16 protein-coding genes, 1 pseudogene and 1 riboswitch are annotated in these 23,803 nt (G+C 72.3%); of the genes and pseudogenes, 5 read left to right on the forward strand and 12 right to left on the reverse strand.

The features are described from left to right. The 4 genes from C4U44_RS16040 to C4U44_RS16055 all read left to right on the forward strand — a co-directional run bounded on the left by C4U44_RS16040 (nucleotide 1) and on the right by C4U44_RS16055 (nucleotide 7,010). Complete coding sequence (locus tag C4U44_RS16040; protein ID WP_200823273.1) at nucleotides 1–981, forward strand: carbohydrate ABC transporter permease; 981 nt, start codon at nucleotides 1–3, stop codon at nucleotides 979–981. Further along, complete coding sequence (locus C4U44_RS16045; RefSeq protein WP_103886472.1) at nucleotides 978–1,814, forward strand: carbohydrate ABC transporter permease; 837 nt, start codon at nucleotides 978–980, stop codon at nucleotides 1,812–1,814. The genes C4U44_RS16040 and C4U44_RS16045 overlap by 4 nt, the downstream gene beginning before the upstream one ends. Before the next feature lie 7 nt (nucleotides 1,815–1,821). After that, nucleotides 1,822–3,375 carry a glycoside hydrolase family 3 N-terminal domain-containing protein gene (locus tag C4U44_RS16050; protein WP_103886473.1) on the forward strand — a complete coding sequence of 518 codons (1,554 nt, stop codon included), beginning with the start codon at nucleotides 1,822–1,824 and terminating at the stop codon, nucleotides 3,373–3,375. Between the two features lie 188 nt (nucleotides 3,376–3,563). Next, nucleotides 3,564–7,010 carry a phosphodiester glycosidase family protein gene (locus C4U44_RS16055; protein WP_160145043.1) on the forward strand — a complete coding sequence of 1,149 codons (3,447 nt, stop codon included), beginning with the start codon at nucleotides 3,564–3,566 and terminating at the stop codon, nucleotides 7,008–7,010. 57 nt (nucleotides 7,011–7,067) lie between these two features. Here C4U44_RS16055 and C4U44_RS16060 read toward each other — a convergent pair whose 3' ends face one another. The 5 genes and pseudogenes from C4U44_RS16060 to C4U44_RS16075 all read right to left on the reverse strand — a co-directional run bounded on the left by C4U44_RS16060 (nucleotide 7,068) and on the right by C4U44_RS16075 (nucleotide 12,813). Beyond that, nucleotides 7,068–7,733: an SDR family NAD(P)-dependent oxidoreductase gene (locus C4U44_RS16060; protein WP_103886475.1), complete on the reverse strand. Its 666-nt coding sequence runs from the start codon at nucleotides 7,731–7,733 to the stop codon at nucleotides 7,068–7,070. Nucleotides 7,734–7,786: 53 nt separating this feature from the next. Next, nucleotides 7,787–8,167, reverse strand: coding sequence for a DUF2255 family protein (locus tag C4U44_RS16065; protein WP_103886476.1), 381 nt, complete (start codon nucleotides 8,165–8,167; stop codon nucleotides 7,787–7,789). 188 nt (nucleotides 8,168–8,355) lie between these two features. Further along, on the reverse strand, nucleotides 8,356–9,048 hold the full coding sequence (locus C4U44_RS43615) for a hypothetical protein (protein WP_407642848.1): 693 nt from the start codon (nucleotides 9,046–9,048) through the stop codon (nucleotides 8,356–8,358). Between the two features lie 378 nt (nucleotides 9,049–9,426). Then, a pseudogene (locus tag C4U44_RS41540) lies at nucleotides 9,427–10,415 on the reverse strand (galactosylceramidase); the annotation flags it as partial. Between the two features lie 37 nt (nucleotides 10,416–10,452). Continuing rightward, a complete protein-coding gene (locus C4U44_RS16075) occupies nucleotides 10,453–12,813 on the reverse strand; it encodes an MGH1-like glycoside hydrolase domain-containing protein (RefSeq protein WP_103886478.1) in 2,361 nt (786 codons plus the stop codon). Between the two features lie 846 nt (nucleotides 12,814–13,659). Here C4U44_RS16075 and C4U44_RS16085 point away from each other — a divergent pair. After that, complete coding sequence (locus C4U44_RS16085) at nucleotides 13,660–16,422, forward strand: NPCBM/NEW2 domain-containing protein (protein WP_146088273.1); 2,763 nt, start codon at nucleotides 13,660–13,662, stop codon at nucleotides 16,420–16,422. Nucleotides 16,423–16,591: 169 nt separating this feature from the next. Here C4U44_RS16085 and C4U44_RS16090 read toward each other — a convergent pair whose 3' ends face one another. The 7 genes from C4U44_RS16090 to C4U44_RS16120 all read right to left on the reverse strand — a co-directional run bounded on the left by C4U44_RS16090 (nucleotide 16,592) and on the right by C4U44_RS16120 (nucleotide 23,462). Then, the gene (locus C4U44_RS16090; protein ID WP_103886481.1) at nucleotides 16,592–17,407 is read right to left on the reverse strand and encodes a DUF1684 domain-containing protein; all 816 of its coding nucleotides are present in this window, start codon (nucleotides 17,405–17,407) and stop codon (nucleotides 16,592–16,594) included. Further along, nucleotides 17,404–18,114: a flavin reductase family protein gene (locus C4U44_RS16095; protein WP_235032123.1), complete on the reverse strand. Its 711-nt coding sequence runs from the start codon at nucleotides 18,112–18,114 to the stop codon at nucleotides 17,404–17,406. The genes C4U44_RS16090 and C4U44_RS16095 overlap by 4 nt, the downstream gene beginning before the upstream one ends. Beyond that, entirely contained in the window at nucleotides 18,111–19,244 is a 1,134-nt protein-coding gene (locus C4U44_RS16100) for an LLM class flavin-dependent oxidoreductase (protein ID WP_103886482.1), read from the reverse strand. Before C4U44_RS16100 ends, C4U44_RS16095 begins: the two co-directional genes overlap by 4 nt. Before the next feature lie 14 nt (nucleotides 19,245–19,258). Then, nucleotides 19,259–20,449, reverse strand: a complete 1,191-nt coding sequence (locus tag C4U44_RS16105) for an LLM class flavin-dependent oxidoreductase (protein ID WP_103886483.1) — start codon at nucleotides 20,447–20,449, stop codon at nucleotides 19,259–19,261. Next, the gene (locus C4U44_RS16110) at nucleotides 20,446–21,834 is read right to left on the reverse strand and encodes an NtaA/DmoA family FMN-dependent monooxygenase (protein ID WP_103886484.1); all 1,389 of its coding nucleotides are present in this window, start codon (nucleotides 21,832–21,834) and stop codon (nucleotides 20,446–20,448) included. The genes C4U44_RS16105 and C4U44_RS16110 overlap by 4 nt, the downstream gene beginning before the upstream one ends. 36 nt (nucleotides 21,835–21,870) lie before the next feature. Next, entirely contained in the window at nucleotides 21,871–23,076 is a 1,206-nt protein-coding gene (locus tag C4U44_RS16115) for an LLM class flavin-dependent oxidoreductase (protein WP_103886485.1), read from the reverse strand. A gap of 203 nt (nucleotides 23,077–23,279) precedes the next feature. Beyond that, nucleotides 23,280–23,462, reverse strand: a complete 183-nt coding sequence (locus C4U44_RS16120) for a putative leader peptide (RefSeq protein ID WP_103886486.1) — start codon at nucleotides 23,460–23,462, stop codon at nucleotides 23,280–23,282. Between the two features lie 39 nt (nucleotides 23,463–23,501). Next, nucleotides 23,502–23,616, reverse strand: a riboswitch (SAM riboswitch). Nucleotides 23,617–23,803 lie beyond the last annotated feature (187 nt).

Genomic DNA, 23,803 nt, shown 5'->3' on the forward strand with positions numbered 1-23,803 from the left:
GTGGAGGACGTCACCGTGACCGGCGGCGTGCGCACCGCCCCCGCACCGGCGGCGGACGCGCGCCGCCCGGTCCGGCGCAGGCCGCCGCTGGTGGTCCGGCTCAGGCCGTGGCTGCTGCTCGCCGCACCCCTCGCGGTGATCGCGGCCCTGCTGCTCTACCCGATCGGGCGCGTCACGTACCTGTCCTTCCAGCGGTACGGCCTCAAGGAGATCATCTCCGGCCACCCGACCTACGTCGGGCTCGACAACTACCGTGAGGCGCTGTCCGGTTCGTACCTGTGGCACACCGTACTGCCGAACACGGTGCTCTTCGCGCTGGTCGCCGTCGGCGGCACCGTCGTGTTCGGCACGCTGGTGGCGCTGCTGCTGCAGCACCTCGGCCCGAAGTCCCGGGCCGCCGTCATCGCCTCCGCGCTCGTCGCGTGGGCGCTGCCGGCGGTCACCGGCACCTACGTCTGGGTGTGGATCTTCGACCCCGACTCGGGCCTGGTCCGCCGGCTGCTGCAGGATCTCGGGCTGCTCGGCCCGAACGGCTACAACTGGTTCACCGACCGGCTGTCCTTCTACGGGATCGCCGAGCTGAACGTGATCCACCACAGCTACCCGTTCGTCGCGATCACCGTCTTCGCCGGGCTGACCACGGTGCCCCAGGAACTGCACGAGGCGGCCCGGCTGGACGGCGCGAGCGCCTGGCAGCGGTTCTGGAACGTCACGGTGCCGGTGCTGCGGCCGGTGTTCGCCGTGGTCACCGTGCTCTCCACGATCTGGGACTTCAAGGTCTTCACCCAGATCTACCTGATGCCGGGTGGCGCGGGCTCCAACCCCGACGTGCTCAACCTCGGTGTGTGGTCCTACATGAAGGCGATCAACCAGAACCAGTACGGGCTGGGCGCGGCGATCGCCGTGCTGCTCACCGTCGTGCTGCTGGCGATCACCGCGGTGTACCTGCGGGTGCTGTTCAAAGAGGATGAGATCCGATGACCGCCAGATCCTCCGCCCGGGCCCGGGCCGGCAAGTTCACGGCCACCGCGCTGGTGCTGCTCTTCACGCTGTTCCCGGTGTACTTCATGCTCTCCACGGCCTTCAACGGCCGGGCGGGTTCGGGTACCGACAGCCTGTTCCCCAGCCACTTCACGATGCGGCACTTCTCGAAGGCGCTGTCCTCGGGGGCCTCCGGCGGCTTCGGCCGCTACATGCTCAACTCCGCGATCGTCACGGTGATCGTGGTGGTGGCCTCGGGGGTGCTCGCGCTGCTCGGCGCGGTCGCCATGGCGCGGTTCCGCTTCCGGCTGCGCACGACGGTGCTGGTGCTCATCCTCGTGGTGCAGATGCTGCCCGCCGAGGCGCTGGTCATCCCGCTGTTCCTGCAGATGAAGGACCTGCGGATGCTCAACTCGCTGCTGGGGCTGGCGATCGTCTACACCGCGTTCGCGCTGCCGTTCGCGATCTGGAACCTGCGCGGCTTCGTGGCCGCGGTGCCGGTCGAGCTGGAGGAGGCGGCCTACCTCGACGGCTGCTCGTGGTGGCGGATGTTCCGCTCGATCCTGCTGCCGCTGGTCGTGCCCGGGCTCATCGCCACCAGCGCCTTCGCCTTCGTACTGGCCTGGGAGGAGTTCACCTTCGCGCTGACCTTCCTGTCCGACCAGGGCAGGATGACCGTCGGCGTCGGCCTCGCCGAGTTCCTCGGCCAGAACACCAACGACTGGGGCGGGTTGATGGCGGCGTCCACGCTCGTGACGATCCCCGTCGTGGTCGTCTTCGTGCTTGCCCAACGACGGCTGACCGTCGGCCTGGTGGCCGGCGCGGTGAAGTGAGGACGCGATGACACCCGTGCACGACCCGGTCCGGCGGCTGGCCCACGCCGTCCTGATGCCGGGGTTCACCGGCACGTCGGCGCCGAAGTGGCTGATCGAGGCGCTGCACGAAGGCCTCGGCTCGGTCTGCTACTTCGGGCACAACCTCCGGTCGCCCGAGCAGACCGCGGAACTGTCGGCGCGCATCCACGACGCCGGCCCGGTGGTCATCGCGATGGACGAGGAGGGCGGCGGCGTCACCCGGCTGCACGTCGCGGACGGTTCGCCGCACGTCGGCGCCGCGGTGCTCGGCCGGGCCGACGACCTGGCGCTGACCGCGGTGGTCGCGCGCGGGATCGCCCGGGACGTCCGCGCCGCGGGCATCGACCTCGCGCTCGCCCCGGTGGCGGACGTCAACTCCGACCCGGCGAACCCGGTGATCGGGGTGCGGTCCTTCGGCGCGGAGCCGGAACCGGTCGGCCGGCACGCGGCCGCGTGGGTCGGCGCGGTGCAGGACGAGGGAGTCGCGGCCTGCGCCAAGCACTTCCCCGGCCACGGCGACACGCGGGTCGACTCGCACGTGGGCCTGCCCGTGGTCGAGGTCGAGCTGGAGACCCTGCGGGCGCGGGAGATGGTGCCGTTCGCGGCCGCGGTGGAAGCGGGAGTGCGGTGCGTGATGACCTCGCACATCGTCTTCCCGGCGCTGGACTCCCGGATGGCGACGATCAGCCCCGCCGTCCTCGGCCTGCTCCGCGACGACCTCGGATTCGACGGGGTGATCGTCTCCGACGCGGTCAGCATGCTGGCCGTCGTCGAGACGGTCGGCTTCGCCGAGGGCGTGGTGCAGGCGCTGGCCGCGGGCGTCGATCTGGTGTGCCTGGGCAACCCGGGCATCCCGCTGACCGGTGACGCGCCCACGGACGAGGAGGAGTTCCGCACGGCGGTCGACGCCGTGGTCGCGGCGGTCGCCGCCGGCCGCCTGCCGCTCGCCCGGATCGAGGAGGCGGCGTCCCGCGTGCACGCCCTCGCGGAGTGGACCCGTACCCGCCGCGAGGGCGGGCCTGCCCCGGCAGCCGAGGACATCCCCGACACCACCGCCGCGAACGACGCGGTGGCGGCGCGGGCGCTGCGCGTCCGCGGCGAGGTGGCCGGCGTGCTGGGCGGCCCGGTCCGCATCGTCGACGTGCGCAGGCGGCGGAACGTCGCGAGCGGGCGCCTGTCGGACCTGGTCGCGGACGCCCTGCTGGCGCGGCTGCCGGGGTCGACCGTCGAGGCGGTCTTCGCCCGCACCGCGACCGTCGAGGGCCGCGCCACCCGGGCGGACCTCGCGGACGAGCAGGGCGGGACCGTCACTCCCGGCGAACCGGCCGACGTCGTCCTCGCCGGCACGCCCGGCAGCGACCCGGCGCAGGACGCCGCGCTGGCCCTCCAGTTGGAGCGCGCACCCGATGCCGTCGTCGTCTGCCTCGGCTGGGCCGCCACCGCGGACAGCCTGCCGGCCGCGCGGAACGCGGTGTTCACGTACGGGGAGTCCCTGCCGACCGCGAGGGCGCTCACCGAGCTGCTGACCGGCCGCCCCTGACCGGCGGGGCGCCGCTGTACCCGTGGTTACAGGTGCTGCGAGGTGCGCGAGGTGAGTTCTCCAGGGCGGACACGCCAAAGGTTGTTGTCACGGTCATTTTCGCGTTGCCCGGCAGGTGTCGAATGGGCGGCGCACATGCACCAATCGGTGCGCAACCATAAGGAATTGCACCAATGACACTACGCGGAATGAGACTCGCGGGGTCCGGCGCGCGCCGGACCACCGTGGCCACCGCACTGGCGCTGGCGGTCGCCGGCACCGTCGGCGGCGGCGCCGCCTGGGGTGCCGCCGCGGACCACTCCTCCCCGGGAACGGCCGCGGTCGCCGGGGCCAAGGACACGTCCGACTGGCTGCCGAAGACGCCCGACAACTGGCCCCTGGTGGTGGACCGCATCACCACGCCGACGGAGACCGTCACCAGCGGCCTGCAGCACTACAGCGAGACCTACGACACCGTCGGCGGCCGCCAGCACATCCAGGTGCTCACCGCCGACCTGGGCAACAAGAACCTGCGGGTCGGCATGGTCGAGGCCGGTGACACCCTCACCGACCCGGCCGACGAGACCTCGTCGTCGATGGCCCACCGCACGAACGCGGTGGCGGGCGTCAACGGCGGCTACTTCGCGATCAACGCCAGCGGCGTGCCCGACGGCGGCATCATGACCGACGGCCGGCTGCTGAAGAGCCCGCAGCCGAACTACGCCTCCCAGCTGGGCGTCAAGCCCGACGGCAGCATGGTGATGGGCCAGGAGACCTTCTCCGGCACGATCACCGACGGCTCCGCCTCCCGCGCGCTCACGTCGCTGAACACCGTGAGCGACGTGGCCTCCGGGGGCGTCACCGAGGTCACCCCCGACCTCGGCCAGGCCACGGTCGCCAAGTCCACCCTGGTGCTGGGCCACACCGCCACCGGCGGCTTCGTCGTCGACAGCGTGCAGGCGAACGTCACCGCGGTGCCGCAGCTGCTTGCCGGCCAGCTGGGGCTGCTCGGCGGCGGCGACGGCGGCCAGTGGCTGACCGCGAACCTGCACGCGGGCGACACGGTGGGCATCGCATCCGAGCTGTCGCCCGACAACGACCTGACCCAGATGATCAGCGGTGTCGACATCCTGGTGAAGGACGGCAAGGCGTACAAGGACCCGACCGGCACCCCGCCGACCGGCGCCCACCCCGAGACCGCGGTCGGTATCAGCAAGGACGGCAAGCACGCCGTCCTCGTCGCGATCGACGGTGAGCAGGGCGCCTCCGGGGCCTTCGGCGTGACGCCCGACCAGGCGGCCGGCTACATGCTCGCCCACGGCGCCTACACCGCCGAGCTGTTCGACGGCGGCGGCTCCACCACGATGGTCAGCCGGGCGCCCGGCGACAGCCAGGCCCAGGTCGTCAACACGCCCTCCGACCTGCCCGGAAACACCGAGCGCAAGGTCGCCAACGGCATCTTCTTCTACAGCACCGAGGCCCAGGCCGGACCGGCCGTCAAGGTCGTGGTGAACGGCGGCAAGAGCGTCACCACCGTCGCCGGCGGCACCATCCCGCTGCCGGTCCACGCCACCGACCGGTTCGCCAACCCGGCGGCCGGCCAGGTCACGGTCCGCGTCGAGCCCTCGTCGCTGGCCGGCTACGCCGACGGGCAGCTCACGCCGCGGCGGACCGGCACCGGGCGGATCATCGCCACCGACGGACGGGTCACCACCTCCGAGAAGCTCCAGGTCGTCGACAGGCTCGCGAGCCTGAGCGTCTCGCCGGACCAGGCCGACCTCGACAACGGCGCCACCCAGCAGCTCACCCTGTCCGGCACGGTCAAGGGCGGCGGCCCGGTGGAGATCCCCGCCGAGGCGGCCACCTGGACCGTCCCGGACGACCTGGGCACCGTCGACGCGCACGGCCTGTTCACCGCGAGCACCGACAAGGGCGGTCTGGCCGACGTCGCGGCGAAGGTCGGCGGCGCGACGGCGACCACGTCGATAGCCGTCGGCCGGGTCTCCAAGACCATCGACCCGATGGACGACACCGACGTCTGGCACCTGTCCAACAACACCACGGGCTACGCGGCCACGGTCTCCGACGACCCCGGGGTCGTCCCGCCGGGCTCGACCGACTCCGGCTCGCTGAAGCTCAGTTACACGATGCCGGCCGGCGCGGGCGTCAAGCAGCTGGTGATCGCGCCCAAGACGAAGATCGCCACCGACACGAACAACGGCCAGGTCCCCACCGGCATCGGCATGTGGGTCAAGGACGGCGGCCCCAGCAGCCTGGAGCTCGCCGAGTCGTACATCAACGTCGACGGCAGCGTGAACACGCCGATCTACCTGACCGGCGTCACCTCCGACGGCTGGCGCCTGGCCGTCACCCAGCTGCCGGCGGGCCTGAAGTTCCCGCTGACCGTCAACTGGATCGACTTCCTCGGCATCAACTCCAGCAGCTCCTACACCGGCACGCTCAACTTCGCCGGCCTGCAGGCGCTGTACTCGCCCCGACCGGTCACCACGCCCACGTACCAGGCCGTCCCGCAGAACCCGGACTGGCTGTCGTACGAGGAGGACTCGGCCGACTTCGCCAAGCACGGCAGCACCCTGCTCACCGGTGACGACGCGCACATGCTCGCGAGCGACCCGGGCTCGGTCAGCAGCAACGTGATGGACTCCATCGCCGAGCGGCTGCCCACCCTCACCCCGCAGGCCAGGCCGGACGCCGCGCAGTTCCTCGGCGACATGTCCGACGACGGCGCGCAGGCGGACCTGCAGTACGCCAAGTCCAAGATGGACGGGCTCGGCATCCCCGAGCGCGACATCGTGGGCAACCACGAGATCACCCAGGGGGCGGCCCCGGAGAACGGCAACTACTCCGACGTCTTCGGCGCCACCCACTACACGTACACCGAGGGCGCCGCGAACGTCATCGTCACCGACAACTCGCACGGCAGCCTGCAGTCCTCCGACCCGTACCAGGACCCGACGGGCGAGCAGTACCCCTGGCTCGTCCAGCAGTTGACGGACGCCACCGCCAAGGACGTCCTGGTCACCACGCACATGCCGGCCTACGACCCGCACCCGGCCGCGAACAGCCAGTTCACCGACCGCTGGGAGGCGCAGATGTACCTGCGCCTGGTCCAGCGCTACCAGCAGACGCACCCCAAGCAGCACGTGATCATGCTCTACGGTCACGCCCGCGGCTTCTCCGAGCAGATCCTCGACCCCGAGGGCCGGAGCGTGACCACCGCGCAGGGCGGCATCCCGCAGCTGACCTTCGCCGACCTCGGGATGCCGGCCTACGCGCCGGCCGACCAGGGCGGCTTCTACCACTACGGCCTGATCCGCATCGGCACCGACGGCAACCTGCAGTTCTCCGTCGAGGCCGCGCTCGCCTCGATCACGGTCCAGGCGCCGTCCGCGCCGGTCACCACCGGTCAGCAGGTCACCATGACCGCGACGGGCGACCAGACGGCCGGCGACAACATCGCACCGCTCACCGTCCCGATCGCGGACCCCGTGTCCCACGTCTGGACCTCGAGCAATCCCAAGGTCGCCTCGGTGGACGCTTCCACCGGCCTCCTGACCGCCCACCGCACCGGCACGACCACCCTCTCGGTCAGTGCCGGCGGCGTCACGGGCACCACCCGGATCACCGTCCAGTGACCTGACCCCTCCGAGCGGGGTGCCCCATCCATGGGGGCACCCCGCTCTTCGGTGAGCTCAGACCTCCAACGGCTCGGCGAAGTGGCGGAACTCCGCGCGGCTCCGGTGCATGCTCCACAGGGTCTCGGCCAGTACGTCCGGGTGTTTACGGGGATCCTCGGGGGTGATGGCGCCCGGAATGATCAGCTGCCCGACATGGATGCCCTCGGGCGCGAGGGATTCGTACAGCATGTGGGCGTACGCACTCTCGGCCGCGAAGGCGATGGAGGTGCCGGCCCGCTCCGGATGGGGGCGCACCGCGCTGCCGCCGTTGACGAACAGCAGCGTGCCGCGGCCCAGGGCGCGCATGCCGGGCAGGACCTGGCGGACGGCCGCCATCGGTCCGTAGAGGGAGAAGTCCAGCGGGCCCCGCAGGTCGTCGGGGGTGGTCTCGCCGATGTGCTTCATGAAGTCCTGGTGCGGCAGCGGGCTGTACTCGAGGACCTCGATCGGGCCGAGCTCACGGGCCGCGGTGTCCAGGGCGGCCGTGAGGGCGGCGGGGTCGAGCACGTCGGCGGCGAACCCCCGCGCGTTCACCCCCGCGCCGCCGAGGGCGGAAGCGAGATCGTCGAGGTGCGCCTGGGTGCGGGAGAGCAGGGCGACGTCGAAGCCCTCGCGGCCGAAGCGGCGTGCGACGGCCGCGCCGATGCCCGTGCCGGCTCCGACGATGGCGATGGTGGTCATGCGGCTCCTTCAGGAGTCGGTGGTCCGGTACCAGGGCTCCATGATCGCTCCGATCAGCGCGGCACGAGCTTCAACGTCGCGTTCCGCGCGCCGTCCGCGACCATCGGGTCGACGTAAGTGGCGCTGTAGTGGCCGTACTTGGAGCGGTAGGCCGCGTCCAGCCGCTCGGCCAGCGCCGCGTCGCCCGCCTCCGCGAGCGTGACGTCCTTGGTGACGCCGCCCGAGCTGATCCGCCCCTGGTGGCGGTCCGTCGCGTCGCGGTACCAGGCCCCCTCGCGGCCGCGGTAGGCGCGGACGTAGAGGTCGTCGCCGTCGCGGACCACCCAGATCGTCGTCTCGTCGCGCGACGTGCCGTCGCCGCGCAGCGGGGCGATCCGGAGCTCGTCGGCCTGCTCGATCCGGGACAGCTCGTCCTTCGTCCATGCCGCCGTCATGACCGGTCTCCTTCGCCTCGGGTGCGGGAGGGTCCTGGGTCCCGCACGGTCTGGGCTGATCATCGGCGGAAACGGGCCCGGCCTTGAGGCAGGCCGGACCTCCGGCCGCGCCGCGCCCCCGCCACCGCCCCGCCCGGCGCGGGTCGCACCGGGCGGGGCGGGAGAACGTGCGGACGGGCGGCCGCGGGCTACCGGCTCGGCCGGACCGCGGTCGCGCTCAGCGCGTCGAACTGCGCGGCCGTGCTGTACGTGGACGTCTCCAGCCCGACCTGCCCCCGGGCGTAGGTGGCGTCCTCCACCTCCGCCAGCACCGAACCGTTCACCCGGGCGGTGATCCGCGCGCCGGAGAAGCTGAGTTGGAGGTGCGCCCAGCTTCCGGCGAAGGTCCCGTCGAGCGTGCCGGAGGCCAGCACCCGGGTGGTCCTGTCCGGGTCGAGCACCTGGAGCGACCAGGCACCGGAGTCCGCCAGTCGCAGCGAGTAGCCCTCCCACGCGGTGATCCTGCCGGTCCCGACGTTGTTGAGCTGGCCGCTCACCCGGCCCAGGAGCGTGGAGGCGGAGCCCGGGGCGATCCGGGCCTCGACCGACGCCGTGTAGTCGGCCCAGGTGGCATCGCCCACCAAGGTGAGCGGGCTGGGCACCCGGGCCCACTGGATCGGCTGCTGCCCGATCATCTGCCGCAGGCACTTTCCGGTACCGCCGTTGCCCGCGGCACCGCGCGGCCCGGCGGCGCAGGGCTCGACCTGGAACGCCCCCTCCATGTCGGAGACGTACCGCGGGGTCGCCCCGGAGCGGTAGCCGTCGAAGTCCTCCCGGTAGGGCAGCGGCATCGGCCGCGAGGCGGGTGCCGCGTCGGCGGCCGGGCCCTTCCCGCCCGGCATCGTGGTGAGCGTGGTGACGGTGCCCGGTTGCAGCGTGACGGTGTGGGCGCCGTGCGCGCCGGGCCGTACGTCGGCGCCGTGCACGAACCAGTCCGCCGGGTCCGTCGAGTCCAGCGTGGTCGTCCACCGGTGCAGCGGTCCGCGCGGCAGCGCGCCGGTCGGCGCCAGCGACACCTGCTGCGCGGCGGTCGCGCCGGTCGTCTCGAACACCGTGGTGAACTGCGGCCGCGGACCTGGTGACTTGAGCGTCACGTACGTGCCCCCGCCGTCGAGGTAGCCGCTGGCGGAGTCGACGTACTGCCATCCCGGGCGGGTGAACTGAGCGGTCTGGGCGACGGTCCACAACGTCGGGCCCAGCTGGTAGTTGCCGCTCCACGGCTCGTTCGCGCGCAGCAACCCGCTGCCCTGCATCTGCACGGTGGGGTACCAGGCGTACGCCGCGGGCCAGTTGATGAACCCGGTGATGCCCGCGTCGACGTACTCGTGGTTCATCTCCGCGGCGAGCCGGTCCGCGCCGGTCAGGTAGTCGTTCCAGCCCGACTCGCTGGCGAACAGCGGTTTGCCCAGGCTCAGCGCGTCGGGCGTGCTGGAGCAGTGCACCGCGGTGCAGGGGTAGTGCACGCCGACGACGTCGGTGGCGGCGTCGAAGGCCGGGTCGTTCTTCATGTCGGTGGCGACCTGCCAGCCCGCGTTGTCCGCGGCGACGACCTTCACCGCACCGTAACCGTCGTGGACTTGAGCTGCTCGTACCAGGCGGCGTCCCAGCCCTTCTCGTTCCAGCCGCCGAGGTAGTCGACGTGCAGGCCGTGCTGCCGCGCGCAACCGAGCCAGCTGGTGAGGTAGCGGATGTTGTCGGCGGACCAGAAACCGCCGTCGAACCAGCCGGGCGCGCCCCACTCCAGGCCGTAGAACTCGATCCGCGGGTTGCGCTGCTGCGCCTGCTCCATCAGCCACCACTCGTAGCCGCGGTCGCAGTCGACGTCGGTCGCGGTGCGCATGTGGCTCTGCTCGGCGCCGTTGCTGGAATTGGTGTCCGAGCCGATCTCCACCTTGAGGATCTGCAGCGAGGCGCCGTAGCCCGGCTTGAACAGGTAGTCGAGGATCCGGCTGCGTTCGGGTTCGGGGTAGTCCGTCAGCAGCCGGGACGTCCCGCCGCCGCCGCTGATCGCGCCGACGCCGTCGAAGGTACGGCCGGTGCCGCTGCTGTCGGCCTGGATCTGCTGGACGGACGCGGGTGTCGCGGCGCCGGCCGGCGGCAGTGGAGCGAGCAGCGCCACGCAGGCGGTGATCACGCTGCCGAGCGCCCACGCGGCGCGCCGCGGCAGTCCCCACCACCGGCCGGACCGCTCTGTCCTGGTGCGGAGCATGAGTGTGCCCTCCTCGGGCTCCGGGGTCGGGGCGGGGTCAGAGCGTGATGCGGGAACGGCCCTTGGGCGCCCTGGTGGTGCGCGGCCGGCCGTGTGCGGGGAAGACCTCGAGGTGCGTGGCGCCGTCGGCGTTGAGGTCGAAGGTCGCGCCGGTGTCGCCGAGTACGAAGTTGCGCACGGCGACGCGAGCGCCGGTGGCACGGAAGACCACCCGGCCGTCCCGGGACAGCGTGGTGCGGTCCGGCCCGGCCGACACGTCGTAACGGTGGCCGCGCATCGTGACGTTGGCGACGCTGTTGGTGCCGGGCAGCGTCAGCGAGCCGAACATCAGGGCCGACGCGTCACCGTCCCACGGGTTGTCGGAGATCAGCTCGTGCAGGCCCTGCACCGGCATCGCGTTGGACCAGGAGTACGTGCGCCAGGCGGTGTCGACCGCCGCGTCCATGATCGACTGGCCCGGCTCCGGGTCGAACGACTCGGGGAACCAGCCGTCCTTCGTCCACGTGTCGAGGTACATCGCGGTACTGCGCGCCGCGAACATCCCGGCGATGTCGTCGAAGCCGTAGCGCTTGACGCCGTCGTAGACGGTGGCGTTCATCGGCGGCCACACCGCGCCCTTCCACTGCTCGGGGGCGGTGCCCTCGCCGTAGCGGTCGAAGAACCTGAAGTGCTCGGAGTCCGGGTGCACCGGGCCGCCGGAGCAGTACGTCGGGTCGTTGCGCGCGACGCTCGGCACCACGTAGTCGCCCCAGAAGACCTCCGGATCCAGCAGGTGGTCCATCAGGGTCGCGGCCCGCTGCGGTGTCGCGATGCCGGCGAACAGCGGGTAGAAGACGGTCGGCGTGACCACCTCGTTCCAGGTGCCGTCGAGGTAGCGGCTGAGGTACATGCCCTTGTCCGGGTGCCACAGCCGGTCGTTCAGCAGCCGCCGCAGCGTGGCGTGCTGATCGGCGAACCGGCGGGCGTCCGCGGAACGCCCCAGGACCCGGGCCATCTTCGCCAGCGTCTCGGCGAACAGCGCGTAGTACGAGTTCAGCGCGACGTCGGTGAGGTTGGTGTTGTCGCGGGAGTCGCCGCTGCCGCCGACCTTCGTGATGCGCTGGTAGTCCGCGTAGACCGGCAGGTCGTCCAGGCCGAGGTGGTTGCCGCGCCCGCCGACCCGGTCGCCGAAGTACGGTGTCTCCAGCAGCCCGTCGCCGTCGGCGTCCCACTCCGGCATCAGGTCGTGGAAGGTGACCAGGTGCGGGTAGGCCTTCTCCAGCACCGTGCGGTCGCCGAACTTCGTGTACAGCCGCCACACCGCGTAGGCGTGCATCGGCCCGGAGTTCTCCTGGTCGTAGCGCGGGCCCACCAGGTTCACCTGGTTGGGCGGCGCGGGCTGGTCGAAGATGTCCGACTCGTGCTGCGTGGCGAGGTTCTGGTCGACCAGGGCGGCGTCGATGCAGTCGAAGGAGGAGTCCCAGCCGGTGAACAGGCCGCCTCCGCCGCCCCATCCCCACAGCACGTAGTTGCGGTGGAAGGTCCTGTCGTAGTTGGTGTTCAGCGACAGCGCGTCGCGCACCGCGTCGGCGGCCTGCCCGACCGGGCCGGAGCCGGTGAGGTGGGCGTCGCGTATCGCGCCCTGGGCGGTGGCGAGCCGGTGCTCCACCTCGTGCGGCTCGGGCACCGCGAGCTTCGGCGGCCGGGAGCCGATCGCGGCCGCGAACGTGATGCTCTCGCCCTGGTCGAGCTGGTAGCGCAGCGCCGCGGTCGCCGTGCCCGGCGCGCCGGTGCCACCGGTCATCGCCGCGGTCATGTCCGCGACCGAGGCGTAGAGCGCGGCGTCGTCCGGCGGCTCGCTGGGGATCAGCCGGATGTGGCCGGTCGCACCGGTGTCCACCAGCCCGGGCGCGCTGCCGGTCACGTCGCGCCCGTCCAGCGCGAACACCGCGGTCTCGCCCGCGACCGCGCCCCACGGCGTGCCGACCTCCAGGAAGACGGTGGTGTCGTCGTCCAGCGCGGTGACCGTGGCGACCAGCGAACTGCCGTCCCCGGTCCGGCTGTAGCGGACCAGGAGGTTGCGCCGCTGCTCCTGCGCCAGGTCGTACTTCGCCTGCAGCACGGGGAGTTCGGTGGTGGCGTTCGTGACCTCGGCGGCGGACCACTGGTCCGGGTGCGCGATCACCTCCTTCAGCGCGTCCAGGTGCGCCGGCATGACCGAGCGGTCGTCGGTGCTGATCTGGACCTGCTTGAAACTGCCGTCCGGCGCCATCGGGCCGATCCGCCAGAGGTTGTTGGTCATCTTCTCCCGGATGACCTTGTTCGCCTTGGTGAGGAGCACGACGCGCACCGCGAAGCGCGACTCGCCCTCGCCGACGAACAGCGCCCCGGTCCAGTCCTGTTCCTTGACCCCGGGCATGGCGAACGGCCGCCTGAGGGTCGGGTACGGGAGGGCGGCGGGCGGCGCTCCCGGCCTGTCCGACACAGCGGCCGTCGAGGTGTCCGCCGGGGAGTCCGCCGGGGTCGGGGACGCGGCCTCCGCAATGTTCTCGCTCGCAAAAACGGCCGCCGATCCGCCGATGCCGGTGGCTCCGACGACCTTGAGGAAGTTCCGTCTGGGCAAGTGACGAGGGGTCATAGGACCTTCCGTTCTCGCGCTTGGTGCGCTCCAGGGCGACGAATGTGCAGTTCAGTGCGGTGTCGCGGGCAGCAGAGCGCAGGGGCCGGCATGGCCCCGAGGGGATGACGAGAGGATGACGAGGTGGACTGCATCACAGCAGCTCGAATTGTTAGCGCTCACAGTCTGGCTGTCAACAGATGTGACAGGGACAGGTTCGACGGGACGGTTCCGGCCACCGCCCGGGCCGCGCCGGGGCGGTGCCGCGGGAGCCTGCGGGCCGACCGCTCCGCGCCAACGGTCGGGCGTACCAAGCCCGGTGGCCCGCCCGCGGCAGAACCCGCACGCCATCCCGGGCCACGCCGACCGGACCGCGCGGCCGGGCCGCGCCGACCCGGAAGCACGCCTGAGGGGCGCCCGATACCCCCGCCGTGTGACGTGCGCGGGTGCCGATACGGGAGTGGATCGGCCGTTTGCAGAAATGTGTGAATATGTTTTCTCTTGGCGCGAGGGTTGACCACCAAACGCACACGAAGACACACTGTGCCCCATCTTCCAAGACGGCCTTCTCGCGCGCCCGTTGGGGTGACCGCACCCGGGGCGCCCTCAAAGCTGTCCTCGACACGAAGGGTGCCCTACGTGCAACGCGTGCTGAGACTCTCCCCGTTGTGGATACTGGCGCTGCTGGCCGCGATACTCGCGGTCAGCAGCGCCCCCGCACAGGCCGCTACCACCTCCATCACCGTGGACGGCGGCAAGGGCGGGCGGACCTTCGACGGGATCGGCGCGATCAGCGGCGGTGGCGGCAACTCCCGCCTGCTGACCGACTATCCGCCCCAGCAGCAGTCGCAGATCCTGGACTACCTGTTCAAGCCGGGCTACGGCGCCGACCTCCAGTTGCTGAAGCTGGAGATCGGCGGCGACGCCAACTCCACCGACGGTTCCGAGCCGTCCATCGAACACAGCAAGGGCGTCGTCAACTGCAACGCCGGCTACGAGTTCTGGCTCGCCGAGCAGGCCGTCAAGCGCAACCCGAACATCGGGCTGTACGGCCTGGCCTGGGCGGCGCCGGGCTGGATCGACGGCGGGTTCTGGTCGACCGACACCATCAACTACCTCATCTCCTGGCTCGGTTGCGCCAAGCAGCACGGCCTGCCGATCAAGTACCTCGGCGGCTGGAACGAGCGCGGCCACGACGACGCCTGGTACGTGCAGTTGCGCGCCGCGCTGGACAAGGCCGGATACGGCAAGGTGCAGATCGTCGCCGACGACAGCGGTTGGGACGTTGCCGACGACATGGCCAAGGACAAGGCGTTCAACGACGCGGTGTCCATCATCGGAGCGCACTACCCCTGCCAGGGCGACGGCGGCCCGGCGACGAGCTGCTCCAGCACGCAGACCGCGCAGGACAACGGCAAGCCGCTGTGGGCCAGCGAGAACGGCTCGCAGGACATGAACACCGGCGCTCCGGCCCTGATCCGCTCCATCACCCGGGGCTACGTCGACGCGAAGATGACCAGTTACTTCAACTGGCCGCTCATCGCGGCGATCTACCCGAACCTGCCCTATTCCACGGTGGGCCTGGCCACCGCGGGCTCCCCCTGGTCGGGCAACTACAGCATCGGCGAGAACACCTGGGCCACCGCCCAGGTCACGCAGTTCGCCCAGCCCGGCTGGACGTTCATCGACTCCGCCTCCGGCTACCTCAACGGAGCCGAGTCCAACGGCAGTTACGTGACGCTGAAGTCACCCAACGGCAAGGACTACTCCACCGTCCTGGAGACCACCACCGCCACCGCCGCCCAGACCGCGACCTTCACCGTCCAGGGCGGCCTGAGCACCGGAGCCGTCCACGTCTGGGCCACCGACGTCAACCACCCGGGCGCCGCAACGGACTTCGTCCACACCCAGGACATCACCCCGGCCGCCGACGGGACGTACTCCCTGACCATGCAGCCCGGTTACATCTACACCGTCTCCACCACCACCGGCCAGGGCAAGGGCACCGCCACCGCCCCGGCCGCCCACGCCCTCGCGCTGCCTTACTCCGACAACTTCGACAACGATGTCATCGGCGGTGAGGCCCGCTACCTCTCGGACATGCAGGGCTCCTTCGAGGTCCAGAAGTGCGCCGCCGGCCGCTCCGGCAAGTGCCTCCAGCAGATGGCGCCGGTCAAGCCGATCGAATGGCAGGACGACAGCGACGCCTTCACCCTCGTCGGCGATCCGACCTGGACGGACTACACGCTCCAGACGGACGCCGAACTCGCCAAGCCCGGCACCTTGGAGCTGATCGGACGGGCGGGCACCCAGAACCGGCCGCAGTCCCACCAGCAGGGCTACTTCTTCCAGATCAGCGACACCGGGGCGTGGACGCTCTTCAAGAGCGACGCGAACGGCACCCGCACCACGCTGATGCGCTCGGCCACCACCCCGCTCGGCACCGGCCGCTGGCACAAGCTGGCGCTGTCCTTCAGCGGCCCGGTGATCACCGCGTCCGTCGACGGCCGGAAGGTCGGCTCGGTGCAGGACAGTTCCTACACCGCCGGTCAGGGCGGGCTCGGCCTGACCTCGTACGACCTGGACCAGTTCGACAACCTCTCGTTCACCAAGGAGAAGGCGGCCGCACCCGGGGCGACGCTGGCGGTGACCCCGTCGGTGAAGTCCGTGCAGCGCGGCAAGGACCTGACCGTCACCACCACGCTCACGGTTCCGGCGCACGGCACCACCGCGGAGGGCATCAACATGACGCTCGCCGCACCCAGCGGGTTCGTCTACGACGCGCAGCCGCAGGTGTTCGGGGCCGTCATGCCCGGGCAGAGCGCGGTGGCGACCTGGACCCTGACGGCGCCGAGCGCCGCGGCCTCGACCGCGACGCTCACCGCGACCGCCACCTACGCCCAGCACGACGTGGCCCAGATCCTGCGGCAGGACGCCCAGGTCCAGGTGTCCAACCCGCCGCCGCCGACGGGTGTCACGGACGTCAGCGACCTGGACTTCGTCGCGTCGACCAACGGCTGGGGCCCGGTCGAGCGGGACGAGTCGGTGGGCGGCACCAACGCCGGTGACGGCGGTCCGCTCACCATCGACGGCACCGTGTACCCGAAGGGGCTCGGCACCAACTCGGTCAGTGACGTGACGATCTACCTCGGCGGCAACTGCTCGAAGCTCGTCACGACGGTCGGCAACGACGACGACGCGGGCACCTCGGGCTCGGAGACGTTCAGCGTGCTCGGTGACGGCAAGACGCTGGCCGCCACCAAGACCGTCAAGGGCGGCGATCCGGCGCAGCAGCTCACCGCGGACCTCACCGGCGTGCAGACCCTCGACCTCGTCGTCGGTGACGCGGGGGACGGCAACGCCTACGACCACGGCGACTGGGCGAACCCCCAGTTGACCTGCGCGGGCTGACCCGCACGGGGTGAGCGGCCATCCCGCTCACCCCGTTCACTCCGCTCATCCGGCTCGCTCCGCCCGGACCCGTCGGCCTCTCGGCCCGACGGGTCCGGGCGGCTCCCTTTTCCGGCGCTTCCCCGGCTTCCCCCGCTTCCACGCCCGGGTCCCACCGCCCGCCCGGGTCCTACCGGCCGCTCGGGATCTTCTCGCCCGCCTCGATCGCGACCGGCAGCCGGTTCCCGGCCGGCGGCAGCGGGCAGGTGGCCAGGTCGGTGTAGGCGCAAGGCAGGTTGGAGGCGCGGTTGAAGTCGACCGGCACGCTGCCCTCGGCGTCCGGCGCGGGGAGCGACAACGAGCGGTTGGCCGCGTACGTCGTCACGCCCGAGGTGGCGTCGGTGAACAGCACGAGCAGGCTGCCCGGGGCGTGCCCGTTGAAGGCGGTCAGCCGGTGGGTGGTCCCGTCCAGCTCGAACTCGACCTCGCCCGGGGCGTCGTAGACGTGCTGGAGACCCTCGACCGCCGCGCCCACCGTGGTCGGGCGCGGTGCGTCGAAGGGCAGGTAGCGGCCGGTGACGGCCCAGCGCGGGTCCGGGGCGTAGGCGGGCGTCCCGGTGAAGGCGAGCCGCAGTTCGTTCTCCGGGTGGCGGGGGCGCAGGATGTCGTGGCCGCCGCGCTTGGCGATCTCGATCACCGCGTCGCCGGCGGCCGGGAACAGGCCGCCCCGCTCGGCGACGACCCCGAAGTCGTGCCGGCCGCGCAGCACCTGGCCGTCGAGGGTCAGCTCCTCGCCCTCGTCGAGGTCCACCACCACCCCCGCATCCGTGCTGGACCAGGCGCCGGGCGCGTCGGGGAAGCGGGTCGGGGTCGCGTCCAGCCAGCGCAGGCTGGTGACGGCGAGGAAGCCGTGCGGGTCGGCGAGCGCCTCCTCGTGGCGGGCGTGCCACTGCTCCCATTCCTCGGTGAAGGTCGTGCGGCCGGTCTCTTCGGCCTGTGCGGTCATGACTGCTCCTCGGGTTCGATGGTGCGCGCGGCAGGGGCGCCGCCCGTGCCGCGGGCGGGGGTGGTCCGGCGGCCGGCGGCCTCTTCGAGCCGCCGGAACCGGCCGGCGTGGAAGACGAGTGGCGCGGTCGCGTGGTCGGCGTCCAGCGCGTGGATCCGCAGCAGGACGATGTCGTGGTCCCCGGCCGGGACGTGCCGCTCGACGGAGCAGTCGAACCAGGCGCTGCCGCCGTCGAGCAGGACCGCCCCGTCGGCGGTGGCCCGCCACTCGAGGCCCTCGAAGCGGTCGCCGTCGCGGGCGGCGAGCCGGGCGCAGGCGCGGTCCTGGTCGGCGCCGAGCACCGTGACGCCGAGCCGGGCGCGGTGGGCGAGGGTGGGCCAGGTGGTCGAGGTGTGCGCCACGCACACCGACAGCAGGGGCGGGTCGAGGGACACCGAGGTGAAGGAGCTGGCCGCCAGGCCGACGGGGACCCCGTCGACGAGCGCGGCGATCGCGGTCACGCCGGTCGGGAACGCGCCGAACACCCCGCGCAGCGCGGTCGAGGTGAACGCCCCGTCCTCCGCGGGCAGTTGCCGCTCGGGGCGGACGGGATCCGGCATGGCGGCGCCGTTGCCGCCGTGGAGCGCTGTGGCCGTCGGCCGCAGCGGCGGCGGCGCGTGTCCGGCGCACCGGGCGTCCCTGCGCCGCTGCGCCCCGGTCGCGGTCATCGCCGCTTCCATTCGCCGGCCAGCAGCTCGTAGGAGCGGACCCGGTCGGCGTGGTCGTGGGTGATGGTGGTGATCACCAGCTCGTCGGCGCCGGTGGCGTCGCGCAGCGTCTCCAGCTGGTCGGCGACCTGGGCCGGTGTCCCGGTGAACTGGGTCTCGACGCGGTCGGCCACCAGCGCCCGGTCCTGCTCGCTCCAGGCGTGCGCGCGGGCCTCGTCGGGGGTCGGGAACCGGATGGCGCCGGCGCCGCTGCGGATGCTGTGCACCCACGGCCCGTAGCCGGCGGCCAGTTCCTTCGCGGTGGCCTCGTCCTCGGCGACCACCACGTCGGCCGAGACGCTGACGTAGGGGCGGTCGAGTTCCGCGGAAGGCACGAACGCGGCCCGGTAGGCTTCGGCGGCCTCCAGCACGGTGGCCGGACTGACGTGGTAGTTCGCCGCGAACCGCAGGCCGCGGGCGCCGGCGACCTGGGCGCTGATCCCGGCGCTGCTGCCGAGGATCCATATCTGGAGGTCGGCGCCCTCGCCGGGGACGATGTGGGCGTCGATGCCGTCGGCGGTGCGGTAGTTGCCCGCGATCAGGGCGAGGATGTCGGCGATCTGCTCGTCGTACGGCTGCGGTTCGGCGCCGGGCTGGGTGAGCAGCTGCCGGTGCAGGGCGAAGCGCGGCGACTTCAGCACCTGCTCGAAGGAGAACCGGGCGGGTATGCGCAGCCCGTTCGGGGTGCGGCCGTCGACCACCGGGGTGGCGGCGGTCAGCGCCGGCTGCCGGTCGGCGCCCGCGGGCGTCTTCCCGCCGGAGCGGCCGAGGCCGAGATCGAACCGTCCCGGGTGCAGGGCGTCGAGCAGCCCGAACTCCTCGACGGTGGACAGCGCGGTGCGGTGCCCGAGCTGGACGGCGCCCGCGCCGAGCCGGATGGTGCGGGTGGCGGCGGCGGTCAGCGCGAGGACGACGGCCGGGGACGTGCCGGCGACCCCGGGGTTGAGGTGGTGCTCGGCGAACCAGTACCGGGCGTAGCCGAGGCGTTCGGCGTGCCGGGCCAGGTCGATGCTGTTGCGCAGCGCCTGGCCGGCGGTGGATCCGGAGGAGATCGGCACGAGGTCCAGGACCGCGAGCGGGGTGTGTGCCACGGTGGTGCTCCTTGTCAGGCGGTGGCTGCGGAGGTCGCGGTGGCTGCGGAGGCCGGGGCGGTCGCCTCGGCCGGGGTGCTCGCGGCGCCGGCGGGATGCGGGCCGGCGCCGACCGGGTCCGTACCGGCGGGCTCCGTACCGACCGGGTCCGTACCGGCGGGTCCCCACGTCCAGGGCGGGTCCGGGATGTCCCTGCGCAGGGTGGGCGCGACGGCGGACTGGAAGAGTTCCATGGAGGCGCGGTGCTGGGCGTCGGTGAGGCCGCCCGCGTCGGCGTGCAGGTGCAGCACGCGGTGCCCGAACTGCTCGTGGTAGCGGTGCACCTTGTCGATGATCTGCTGCGGGCTGCCGATCAGCGCGGAGCTGCGCTCGACGAAGTCCTCCAGGGTCGGGAAGACCGGTTCCGCGCCCAGCCGCCGCTGGAAGGCGAGGTGGCCCTCGAAGACCGGGCGGTACGCCGCGACGGCCTCCTGCGAGGTGCGGGCCGCGTAGTAGCCGGCGCTGCCGGCGCCGACGGTGGCCAGTGCCGGGTCGTGCCCGTAGTGCTCCCACCGCCCGCGGTAGTGGCGGATCAGCTCCGCGTAGGGCTCGATGGGGTTGGTGACGTTGGCGGAGAAGAGCGGGTCGCCGTAGCGGGCGGCCAGGTCGACGGACTCCCGGCTGGTGGCGCTGCCGTGCCAGACCCGGATCGGGCGCTGGAGCGGGCGGGGCCACACCTCCGCGTCGGTCAGCTCGGGACGGAACCTGGGACGGGCGGTGGTGCGGTCCTGCCGCCACAAGGTGCGGAACAGCTCGTAGCTCTCGGCGTTGCGGTCCCACTGGTCGTCGGTGGTGACGTCGAACAGTTCGCGCTGGGCGGTGCCGTTGCCCTTGCCGACGATCAACTCCAGTCGCCCGCCGGACAGATGATCGAGCGTGGCGTAGTCCTCGTAGGCGCGCACCGGGTCGAGCAGGCTGAGCGTGGTGACGGCGGTGAACAGCCGGATCCGGGAGGTGAGGGCGGCGAGGTGGCTGAGCACCACCGGCGGGGAGGAGGAGATGAAGGGGCGCTCGTGCCGCTCCCCCACGCCGAAGCCGTCGAAGCCCAACTCCTCGGCCAGCAGGGCGTTGTCGATGACCTCGCGGAACCGGTCGCGGGTGGACTTCTGCTCGCCGGTGACCGGGTGGGGGGCGTGCACGATGAGGGTGATGGCGAGGAATCTCACGAGGCGGCCCTCGCCCCGCCGGCTCCGGCCGCAGTCCGGGGGTGGTCGGGGTGCGCGAGGCCGAGGTGGTCGCGCAGCGTCGTGCCCTCGTACTCGGTGCGGAAGACGCCGCGTTCCTGGAGCAGCGGCACCACGGTGTCGACGAACTCGTCCAGGCCGCCGGGGGTCAGGTGGGGCGCGAGGATGAAGCCGTCGCTCGCGTCGGCCTGCACGAAGTCGTCGAGTTCCTGGGCGACCTGCGCGGGGGTGCCGATGAAGGACTGCCGTCCGGTCAGCTCGATGACGAGTTCACGGATGGAGAGCTTCTTCTCCTCGGCGACCGCCCGCCACTGCGCGAGGGTCTCCGCCCGGTCCTGGCGGTTGGCGTCGGCCCGGCCGCGCACGATCGGATCGGCGTCGTCGAGCGGCTCCACGTCCGGCAGCGGGCCGTCCGGGTCGTACGCGGTCAGGTCGCGGTTCCACAGGCGCTCCACGAAGGTGATCGCCGTCGCCCCGCTGACCTGCTGGTGCCGGATCACGTCCGCCTTCTCCCGGGCGTCGGCCTCGGTGTCGCCGAGGACGAAGGTGACGCCGGGCAGGATCAGCAACTGCTCCGGGGTACGGCCGTACTTCGCCAACCGCCCCTTGACGTCGGCGTAGAACGCCTTGCCGGCGTCCAGCGTGCCGTGCCGGGTGAAGATGGCGTCGGCCGCGGACGCCGCGAACTCCCGCCCCTGCTCGGAGTCGCCGGCCTGGAAGATGACGGGGTGGCCCTGCGGGCTGCGCGGCACGTTGAAGTGGCCGCTGATGTCGAACTGGTCGACGTGGTGGTCGAACCGGCCGGGACCGGGCGCGTCCAGGAAGGTGCCGGACGCCCGGTCCGCGACGATCTCGTCGCCGTGCCAGGAGTCCAGCAGCGCCCGGACCGCGGCGAGGAACTGCTGGGCCCGCGCGTACCGGTCCTCCCGGGCGAGGTAGCCGCCGCGGCGGAAGTTCTCCCCGGTGAACTCGTCCCACGAGGTGACGACGTTCCATGCCGCGCGCCCGTCCGAGAGGTGGTCGAGCGAGGCGAACTGCCGTGCCACCTCGTACGGTTCGTTGAAGGTGGAGTTGATGGTGCCGGCCAGGCCCAGCCGGTCGGTGACGCCGGCCAGCGCGGCGAGCACGGTGAAGGTGTCCGGGCGGCCGACGACGTCCAGGTCGTGGATGCGGCCCCGCTGCTCGCGCAGCCGCAGCCCCTCGGCCAGGAAGAGGAAGTCGAACTTGGCGCGTTCGGCGGTGCGGGCGAGGTGGACGAAGGAGCTGAAGTCGATCTGGCTGCCGGCCGCCGGGTCGCTCCACACGGTGGTGTTGTTGACGCCGGGGAAGTGCGCGGCGAGATGGATCTGCTTGACGGGCTTGCTCATGCGGGGTCTGCCTCCTGGGGCTTCGCGCGGGATCGCTCAGGCGGGGGTGTAGCGGTTGGCCGGACGCGGCAGTCCGAGCAGCCCGCGCAGGGTGTCGGCCTGGTACGACGCGCGGAACAGCCCGCGCCGCTGGAGTTCGGGCACCAGGTCCCGGGTGATCCGGGCCAGGTCGTAGGGCAAGGTGGCCGGCCGCAGCCGGAAGCCGGTCAGCCCGGCCTGCGCGAAGTCCGCGAGCAGGTCGGCGAGTTCGGCGGCGGTGCCGGCGAAGACCTGGGCGTCGCCGGTGTGCGGCGCGGCCAGTGCCGCGTCGAGCCGGGCCCGGCGCTCGGCGGCCCGACCGGGCTCCTCGTCGAGGAACACCACCAGGTCGCCGAAGACGTGCACGGTCTCCCCGCCCCGCCCGGCCCGCTCCTGCTCCGACCTGATCTCCGCGACGATCGACGCCGCCTGCGCGGTGTCGTGCGGGGTGGTGAAGCCGAGGTCGGCGGATCCGGCGACCAGCCGGAACGGCTCGGTGCGGTGCGCGAGGGCGGCGACGACGGGCTGGCCCTGCGGCGGCCGCGGGGTGATCGAGGGGCCCTTGACCTTGAAGTGCCGGCCCTCGAAGTCGATGTAGTGCAGCTTCTCGCGGTCGATGAAGCGGCCGGTGGCGACGTCGCGGATCTCCGCGTCGTCCTCCCAGCTGTCCCACAGCCGCCGCACCACCTCGACGTAGTCGGCCGCCTCGCCGAACAGCTCGTCCAGCAGGGCGCGTCCGGCCGGCGAGTCGAGTTCGGCGATCGGCAGCCGCGGCACGTCGCGGCGGCCGAAGTGCGCGGCCTCGTCCGGGGTGGCCGAGACCCGGACCTGCACCCCGGCCCGGCCGCTGCTCACGTGGTCGAGGGTGGCGACGGCCTTGGAGAGGTGGAAGGGCTCGGTGTGGGTGACCACCGCGACCGGGACCAGTCCGATGTGCCGGGTCAGCGGCGCGATCCGGGCGGCGGTCAGGACGGCGTCCAGCCGGCCGCGCACCTGGTCGGTGCGCCCGTCCGGGCCGGTCCGCACGGAGGACTGCAGGCCGAGCGAGTCCTCCAGGGTGACGAGGTCCAGCAGGCCGCGCTCGGCCTCGGCGACCAGGTCGGCCCAGTACCGCGCGGTGAACAGGTCGGCGGGCCGGGCGTCGGGCTCGCGCCAGGCCGCGGGGTGCCAGCCGGCGCCTTCGAGGGCGACGGCGAGGTGGAGGGGGACGGGAGGTCGGGACATGGCGGTACCGCTTCCTGCTCGGACGGGTCGCGGACACGGGGCCGTACCCGCGCAGGCACGGGCCGGGCACGGCAGGGGTCCGGCCGGAGACAGCCGGCGGGCGCCCGCACCGGGCCCGCGCACCGGGAGGCCGGCGGAGGGGACGGCTCGTGACGAGCGGAGGGAGAGAAAGGGAGGAAGAAAAAGCGGAGAAAGAGGGGGGCTCAGGCGGCGGTACGCGTCGGCGCGGCGGTCCGGTGGCCCGGACGGCCGGTCACGGCCGCGGATGCGCTCGGTGTGCCCGGACACAGGGCCCCGGCGACGCGCTGGAGGTCGATGTGCCGCCGCGAGAACGTGACGACGCCGCGGGCCAGGCCGGGCGTCAACTGCTCACGGTGTTCGCGCACTTCGCCACCTCCCCGCCTCGATCGGCTGCCGCCTGTTCGAGCTCGCGCTTGCCGAGCCGTCATCGGCTCCGCCGGGTCGTCACCTGGAGCACCCCACCGCGTCGGAGGGTTGCCGGTCAGCCGGCCAGGGCCTTGCATGCTGACGCTCATGACCTGCAAGCACGGTAACTCCGTCGCGCGGCCGAACACAATCCCCTCCCGCCGGGAGTGAGCTGCGTCGCTTCCCAAGGCGCCGGACACGAAGGGGGATTGTCTGACCGTCCCCCTGCGGTTAACGTGCTGTGGGCAAGGGTCCTCCCGGCAGGTCCGGCGAGAGCGACCCGACCGCCGGGCCCGACCGG

It is taken from the genome of Actinacidiphila yanglinensis, from assembly GCF_900107965.1.
In the GTDB taxonomy this organism is placed as follows: domain Bacteria; phylum Actinomycetota; class Actinomycetes; order Streptomycetales; family Streptomycetaceae; genus Actinacidiphila; species Actinacidiphila yanglinensis.

What these genes read in the sequence shown, in the direction of transcription:
- C4U44_RS16110 (WP_103886484.1), bottom strand. Translation starts at nt 21,834, where the DNA reads ATGAGCAAGCCCGTCAAGCAGATCCATCTCGCCGCGCACTTCCCCGGC.
- C4U44_RS16045 (WP_103886472.1), top strand. Translation starts at nt 978, where the DNA reads ATGACCGCCAGATCCTCCGCCCGGGCCCGGGCCGGCAAGTTCACGGCC.
- C4U44_RS16065 (WP_103886476.1), bottom strand. Translation starts at nt 8,167, where the DNA reads ATGACGGCGGCATGGACGAAGGACGAGCTGTCCCGGATCGAGCAGGCC.
- C4U44_RS16050 (WP_103886473.1), top strand. Translation starts at nt 1,822, where the DNA reads ATGACACCCGTGCACGACCCGGTCCGGCGGCTGGCCCACGCCGTCCTG.
- C4U44_RS16060 (WP_103886475.1), bottom strand. Translation starts at nt 7,733, where the DNA reads ATGACCACCATCGCCATCGTCGGAGCCGGCACGGGCATCGGCGCGGCC.
- C4U44_RS16115 (WP_103886485.1), bottom strand. Translation starts at nt 23,076, where the DNA reads ATGTCCCGACCTCCCGTCCCCCTCCACCTCGCCGTCGCCCTCGAAGGC.
- C4U44_RS16075 (WP_103886478.1), bottom strand. Translation starts at nt 12,813, where the DNA reads ATGCCCGGGGTCAAGGAACAGGACTGGACCGGGGCGCTGTTCGTCGGC.
- C4U44_RS16055 (WP_160145043.1), top strand. Translation starts at nt 3,564, where the DNA reads ATGAGACTCGCGGGGTCCGGCGCGCGCCGGACCACCGTGGCCACCGCA.
- C4U44_RS16090 (WP_103886481.1), bottom strand. Translation starts at nt 17,407, where the DNA reads ATGACCGCACAGGCCGAAGAGACCGGCCGCACGACCTTCACCGAGGAA.
- C4U44_RS16095 (WP_235032123.1), bottom strand. Translation starts at nt 18,114, where the DNA reads ATGACCGCGACCGGGGCGCAGCGGCGCAGGGACGCCCGGTGCGCCGGA.
- C4U44_RS43615 (WP_407642848.1), bottom strand. Translation starts at nt 9,048, where the DNA reads ATGCCGGGCGGGAAGGGCCCGGCCGCCGACGCGGCACCCGCCTCGCGG.